Below are 6,641 nucleotides of genomic sequence, written 5' to 3'. Positions count from 1 at the left end.
CGAGCGGCTCTCGGAGGGCATCGGCCCGGGTCTGGGTGTCTGCGGGCGGGTTCGGCAACGAGGCCATGGTTGAGCTCCCTGGGATGCGACGGCTGTCGGCTTTGCACCCCCGCTGTGTCAGGGGCGCACGCGGTCAGGGTAACCGTGCGGCACCCGCCCCGGTGAGGGCGTCCCACGTGGCGGACTGCATTCTGTGCGCGGGGGTCGCACGGACGGGTGCCCTGGTCGGCGGCACACCGGGAAACACCCAACCATGCACGAGGTCGGCATCGACCGATAGTGTTCGGCATGGTCGAACTACGTCAGCAGGAGGCTGCGCGATGGCACGGAACATCCAGTCGCTCGAACGAGCCGCTGCGATGCTGCGGCTCCTGGCCGGCGGGGAGCGCCGGCTGGGCCTGTCGGACGTGGCGTCCGCCCTGGGCCTGGCCAAGGGCACGGCCCACGGGATCCTGCGCACCCTGCAGGCCGAGGGCTTCGTGGAGCAGGACCCGGCCTCGGGGCGCTACCAGCTGGGCGCGGAGCTGCTGCGGCTGGGCAACAGCTACCTGGACGTGCACGAGCTGCGCGCCCGTGCGCTGGTGTGGACGGACGACCTGGCCCGGGCGAGCGGCGAGAGCGTGTACGTGGGGGTGCTGCACAAGAGCGGGGTGCTGATCATGCACCACGTGTTCCGGCCGGACGACAGCCGTCAGGTGCTGGAGGTGGGGGCCATGCAGCCGCTGCACTCCACGGCCCTGGGCAAGGTGCTGTCGGCCTACGACCCGGTGGCGCACACGGAGGCCCTGGACGCGGAGCGGGAGGCGTTCACCCCGCGGACGGTGACCGACGCGGCGGGCTTCGAGGAGGTCCTGGACCTGACCCGGGCGCGCGGCTGGGCGGCCGACGTGGAGGAGACGTGGGAGGGCCTCGCCTCGGTGGCGGCGCCGATCCACGACCGGCGCCGGATGCCGGTGGGCGCGGTGGCCGTCGCGGGCGCCGTGGAGCGGGTCTGCGGGGAGTCCGGGGAGCCCCGTCCGGCCCTCGTGGCCGCGGTACGGGACTGCGCCCGGTCGGTTTCGCGCGATCTTGGAGCGGGCCGGTTCTGAGCTTGACCTGATCCCCTTTGGTCCACCCCTTGGCCGCTTTGGGCGCCATTCGGGTGGACCTCTTCGTTTCAGGACCGGCCGTTGGCCGGTTTTGGGCGATCGTACCGAGTGGTAACGATCCGGTTCTTTGACCTGGTCAGGCCTTGACGCGTTCTGAACCCAGGCGGAAAACTGCCGTTCATCGGTCGGCATTGTCGAACACCTACCGGCAATACGCGTTAGGCTAGGGCGAGGCCATGGACCGGTGAAGCACTCACCGAGTGTGCGGACCCACCGGAGGGACCCGGTGTCCGCCCACCCCTGGACGTATGACAAAGGAGTCGCGGGTGTCCAGCTCCGACATCTTCATCGGCGAGACCATCGGTACCGCCCTGCTCACTCTGCTCGGCGGCGGCGTGTGCGCCGCCCTCACGCTCAAGAGCTCCAAGGCCCGCGGCGCGGGCTGGCTCGCGATCACCTTCGGGTGGGGCTTCGCCGTCCTGATCGCCGCCTACGTCTCCGCGCCGCTCTCCGGCGCGCACCTCAACCCGGCGGTCACCGTCGGCATAGCCGTCAAGACCGGCGAGTGGGGCGACGTCCCCGTCTACCTCGCGGGCCAGCTGCTCGGCGCCATGATCGGCGCGGTGCTGATGTGGATCACCTACTACGGCCAGTTCCGCGCGCACCTGGCGGACCCGGAGAACATCAAGGACGCCAGGCTCGGCCCGGAGGACCCGCACCCGCACGACGTCGCCGGCCCGGTGCTCGGCATCTTCTCCACCGGCCCCGAGATCCGCAACGTGGTCCAGAACATGGCCACCGAGATCATCGGCACCTTCGTCCTCGTCCTCGCGATCCTCACCCAGGGCCTCCAGGACGACGGCAAGGGCCTCGGCGTCATCGGCGTCCTGATCACCTCCTTCGTGGTCGTCGGCATCGGCCTCTCCCTCGGCGGCCCGACCGGCTACGCCATCAACCCGGTCCGCGACCTCGGTCCCCGCATCGTCCACGCCCTGCTCCCGCTGCCCAACAAGGGCGGCTCGGACTGGGGGTACTCCTGGATCCCGGTGGCCGGCCCGCTCGTCGGTGCCCTGCTCGCCGGCGGTCTGTACAACATCGCGTTCGCCTGATCAGCTTCGGCCGCGTTCGTAAGATCCGCACCGCCCTCCTGATTCCGCCTACTCAACAGATCTGCCAGGAGCAGCCACCATGACCAGCAGCACCGGCCCCTTCATCGCCGCGATCGACCAGGGCACCACCTCCTCCCGCTGCATCGTCTTCGACCGCGACGGCCGCATCGTCGCCGTCGACCAGAAGGAGCACGAGCAGATCTTCCCGAAGCCGGGCTGGGTCGAGCACGACGCCACCGAGATCTGGACCAACGTCCAGGAGGTCGTCGCCGGCGCCATCGCCAAGGCCGAGATCACCGCCGCCGACGTCAAGGCCGTCGGCATCACCAACCAGCGCGAGACCACCGTCCTGTGGGACAAGAACACCGGCGAGCCGGTGCACAACGCGCTGGTCTGGCAGGACACCCGCACCGACGCCCTCTGCAAGGAGCTCGGACGCAACGTCGGCCAGGACCGCTTCCGCCGCGAGACCGGCCTGCCGCTGGCGAGCTACTTCGCCGGCCCGAAGGTCCGCTGGCTGCTCGACAACGTCGAGGGCCTGCGCGAGCGCGCCGAGGCCGGGGACATCCTCTTCGGCACCATGGACTCCTGGGTCATCTGGAACCTCACCGGTGGCGCCCAGGGCGGTGCGCACGTCACGGACGTCACCAACGCCTCGCGCACCATGCTGATGAACCTGCACACCCTGGCCTGGGACGAGAAGATCGCCGAGTCGATGGGCGTCCCGCTCAACGTGCTCCCCGAGATCAAGTCCTCCGCCGAGGTCTACGGCCACGTCAAGGACGGCGTCCTCGCCGGTGTCCCGGTCGCCTCGGCGCTCGGTGACCAGCAGGCCGCCCTCTTCGGCCAGACCTGCTTCGCCGAGGGCGAGGCCAAGTCCACCTACGGCACCGGCACGTTCATGCTGATGAACACCGGCGACAAGATCATCAACTCCTACAGCGGCCTGCTGACCACGGTCGGCTACCAGATCGGCGACCAGAAGCCGGTCTACGCCCTGGAGGGCTCCATCGCCGTCACCGGCTCGCTCGTCCAGTGGATGCGCGACCAGATGGGCCTGATCAAGTCCGCGGCCGAGATCGAGACCCTGGCCTCCTCCGTCGAGGACAACGGCGGCGCCTACTTCGTGCCGGCCTTCTCGGGCCTGTTCGCCCCGTACTGGCGCTCCGACGCCCGCGGTGTGATCGCCGGCCTCACCCGGTACGTCACCAAGGCGCACATCGCCCGTGCCGTCCTGGAGGCCACCGCCTGGCAGACCCGCGAGATCACCGACGCCATGACCAAGGACTCCGGCGTCGAGCTGGCGGCCCTCAAGGTCGACGGTGGTATGACCTCCAACAACCTGCTGATGCAGACGCTCTCGGACTTCCTGGACGCCCCCGTGGTCCGTCCCATGGTCGCCGAGACCACCTGCCTCGGCGCCGCCTACGCCGCCGGCCTGGCCGTCGGCTTCTGGCCCGACACCGACGCCCTGCGCGCCAACTGGCGCCGCGCGGCGGAGTGGACCCCGCGCATGCCCGCCGACCAGCGGGACCGCGAGTACAAGAACTGGCTCAAGGCCGTCGAGCGGTCCATGGGCTGGATCGACGACGAAAACGCCAGCTGACACGCACCAGCTGTCGAATCGACGAGGAGCTGAAGAGACATGAGCACCCTGCAGAGCGTCCCCGCACTGGGCACGCACCCGACCGCCGGCTCGAACCCGGGCCGCGCCGAGACCCGTGAGCAGCTGTCGAAGGCCACGTACGACCTGCTGGTCATCGGCGGTGGAATCCTGGGCACCTCGGTGGCCTGGCACGCCGCGCAGTCGGGTCTGCGGGTGGCCATGGTGGACGCGGGCGACTTCGCCGGCGCCACCTCCTCCGCCTCCTCGAAGCTCGTCCACGGCGGTCTGCGCTACCTGCAGACCGGCGCGGTCAAGCTGGTGGCCGAGAACCACCACGAGCGGCGGGTGCTGGCCAAGGACGTGGCCCCGCACCTGGTCAACCCGCTCACGTTCTACCTGCCGGTCTACAAGGGCGGCCCGGTGGGTGCGGCCAAGCTGGGCGCGGGCGTCTTCGCCTACTCCGCCCTCTCGGCCTTCGGCGACGGCATGGGCAAGGTCATATCCCCGGCCCGTGCCGTCGCCGACAACCCCGGCCTGAAGACCGACAACCTCAAGGCCGTCGCGGTCTACTACGACCACCAGATGAACGACTCCCGCGTGGCCGTGATGACGGTCCGCGCGGCCGTCGAGTCGGGTGCGGTCGTCCTCAACCACGCCGAGGTCACCGGCCTGCGCATGACGCGCGGCCGGGTCTCGGGTGCCGAGCTCAAGGACCGCCTCGACGGCACCGAGTTCGGCGTCGACGCCCGCGTCGTGCTCAACGCCACCGGCCCGTGGGTGGACCACCTGCGGCGCATGGAAGACAAGCACGCGCTGCCGTCGATCCGCCTCTCCAAGGGCGCGCACATCGTCATGAAGCGCAAGTCGCCGTGGAAGGCCGCCATGGCCACCCCGATCGACAAGTACCGCATCACCTTCGCCCTGCCGTGGGAGGACCAGCTCCTGCTCGGCACCACCGACGAGGTCTACGAGGGCGACCCGGCGGACGTGCGCGCCACCGAGAAGGACATCCAGCAGATCCTGGACGAGGCCGCCTTCTCGATCAAGGACGCCGACCTCGACCGCTCCCTGATGACGTACGCCTTCGCCGGCCTGCGCGTCCTGCCGGGCGGCCCCGGCGGCGTCGAGAAGGCCAAGCGCGAGACCGTCGTGACCGAGGGTGCGGGCGGCATGCTGTCCGTCGCCGGCGGCAAGTGGACCACGTACCGCCACATCGGCCGCGTGGTCATGGACAAGCTCGCCAAGCTCCCGGGCAGCCCGCTGACCGATGACATGGAGCCGGTGAAGTCCCTCGTGCGCCGCGTCCCGCTGCCCGGTGTCGCCAACCCGAACGCCGTCGCGCACCGCCTGCTGGTGGACCGCGACCCCGGCGCGCGGATGGACCCGCTGACCGCCCGACACCTGGCCTCCCACTACGGCTCGCTGGCCTTCGACATCGCCCGCCTGGCGAACGAGGACCCGGCGCTGGCCGAGCGCATCCACCCGGACGGCCCGGAGATCTGGGCGCAGGTCGCCTACGCCCGTGACCACGAGTGGGCCGAGACCGTGGACGACGTGCTGCGCCGCCGTACGACGGTGACCATCCGCGGCCTGGACGACGAGTCCGTACGCGCCCGCGTCGAGGAGATGCTGGCCCGCAAGGCATAGCTCGTACGCAGGTGGGGAAGAGGGGCGGTTCCGAGGGGAACCGCCCCTCTGTCGTGGGCTGTGGCGGCCGACCCCACAAGGCTTAGGCTTTCCCACGTACGCAAGGAACTTCGGAAGGAGACCTGGGTGATCGAGCTTGAGGGCGTGCCCGAGCTGATCGACCCGGTCATGGTGGCCGCGTTCGAGGGCTGGAACGACGCGGGTGACGCCGCCTCCGGTGCGGTGGCGCACCTGGACCGGGAGTGGAAGGGCGAGGTCTTCGCGGCGCTCGACGCCGAGGACTACTACGACTTCCAGGTGAACCGGCCGACGGTGTTCCTGGAGCACGGGGTCAGGAAGATCACCTGGCCGACGACGCGGCTGTCGGTGGTCCGGATCGGCGGGGCGAAGCCGCGTGACCTGGTGCTGGTGCGGGGCATCGAACCGTCCATGCGGTGGCGGTCGTTCTGCAACGAGCTGCTCGGTTTCGCGCACGAGCTGGGCGTGGAGATGGTCGTCATCCTCGGCGCGCTCCTCGGGGACACCCCGCACACCCGGCCGGTGCCGGTCAGCGGGGTGACGTCCGATCCGGACCTGGCGCGGACGATGGACCTGGAGGAGACCAAGTACGAGGGCCCGACGGGCATCGTGGGCGTGCTCCAGGAGGCCTGTACGCACGCGGGCGTGCCGGCGGTGTCGCTGTGGGCGGCGGTGCCGCACTACGTGTCGCAGCCGCCGAACCCGAAGGCGACGCTGGCGCTGCTGAACCGGCTGGAGGACCTGATCGACATCCGGATCCCGCTCGGTGAACTGCCGGAGGACGCGCGGGCGTGGCAGCTGGGGGTGGACCAACTGGCCGCCGAGGACAGCGAGGTGGCGGAGTACGTCCAGACGCTGGAGGAGGCGCGGGACACGGCCGACCTGCCGGAGGCGTCGGGGGACGCCATCGCGCGGGAGTTCGAGCGGTACCTGCGGCGGCGGGACCCGTCGTCCACCGACCCCTCCGACGGGTCGTACCTGCGGGACACCTCCGGGGGGCCGCGCGCCCCGAAGCGCAAGCCGGACCCCTCCGCGGAGGAGCCTCCGGCCGCGCCGCCCGAGGAGCCGGGGGACGAGTCCCCCGAGGCCTAGCGGTCCGGTTCGGGCGGGCCGGGGTACGGGCTTCCGCTGCGCGGGGCCGGTCCCCTACCCGCCCTTCACCGTTCTCTGGGG

The 6,641-nt window shown here is 70.7% G+C and carries 5 protein-coding genes; all 5 read left to right on the top strand.

The genetic code is table 11. The features are described from left to right. Nucleotides 1-320: 320 nt before the first annotated feature. The 5 genes from VR44_RS32985 to VR44_RS32965 all read left to right on the top strand — a co-directional run bounded on the left by VR44_RS32985 (nt 321) and on the right by VR44_RS32965 (nt 6,560). Nucleotides 321-1,088 (top strand): IclR family transcriptional regulator, encoded by a 768-nt coding sequence (locus VR44_RS32985; protein WP_045951309.1) that lies wholly within the window; start codon nt 321-323, stop codon nt 1,086-1,088. Between the two features lie 326 nt (nt 1,089-1,414). After that, on the top strand, nt 1,415-2,197 hold the full coding sequence (locus VR44_RS32980; RefSeq protein ID WP_045951308.1) for an MIP/aquaporin family protein: 783 nt from the start codon (nt 1,415-1,417) through the stop codon (nt 2,195-2,197). A gap of 79 nt (nt 2,198-2,276) precedes the next feature. Further along, nucleotides 2,277-3,803, top strand: coding sequence for a glycerol kinase GlpK (gene glpK, locus VR44_RS32975; RefSeq protein ID WP_045951307.1), 1,527 nt, complete (start codon nt 2,277-2,279; stop codon nt 3,801-3,803). A gap of 39 nt (nt 3,804-3,842) precedes the next feature. Further along, nucleotides 3,843-5,450, top strand: a complete 1,608-nt coding sequence (locus VR44_RS32970; protein ID WP_045951306.1) for a glycerol-3-phosphate dehydrogenase/oxidase — start codon at nt 3,843-3,845, stop codon at nt 5,448-5,450. A gap of 126 nt (nt 5,451-5,576) precedes the next feature. Further along, the gene (locus tag VR44_RS32965; RefSeq protein ID WP_045951305.1) at nt 5,577-6,560 is read left to right on the top strand and encodes a PAC2 family protein; all 984 of its coding nucleotides are present in this window, start codon (nt 5,577-5,579) and stop codon (nt 6,558-6,560) included. Nucleotides 6,561-6,641: the final 81 nt, after the last annotated feature.

Source organism: Streptomyces katrae, assembly GCF_000966975.1.
Taxonomy (GTDB): domain Bacteria; phylum Actinomycetota; class Actinomycetes; order Streptomycetales; family Streptomycetaceae; genus Streptomyces; species Streptomyces katrae.
Note: the sequence above shows the minus strand (reverse complement) of the source record. Positions and strands in the feature narration are given on the sequence as shown.

Coding starts and splice junctions, on each gene's coding strand:
- glpK (WP_045951307.1), top strand. CDS start 2,277: ATGACCAGCAGCACCGGCCCCTTCATCGCCGCGATCGACCAGGGCACC.
- VR44_RS32970 (WP_045951306.1), top strand. CDS start 3,843: ATGAGCACCCTGCAGAGCGTCCCCGCACTGGGCACGCACCCGACCGCC.
- VR44_RS32985 (WP_045951309.1), top strand. CDS start 321: ATGGCACGGAACATCCAGTCGCTCGAACGAGCCGCTGCGATGCTGCGG.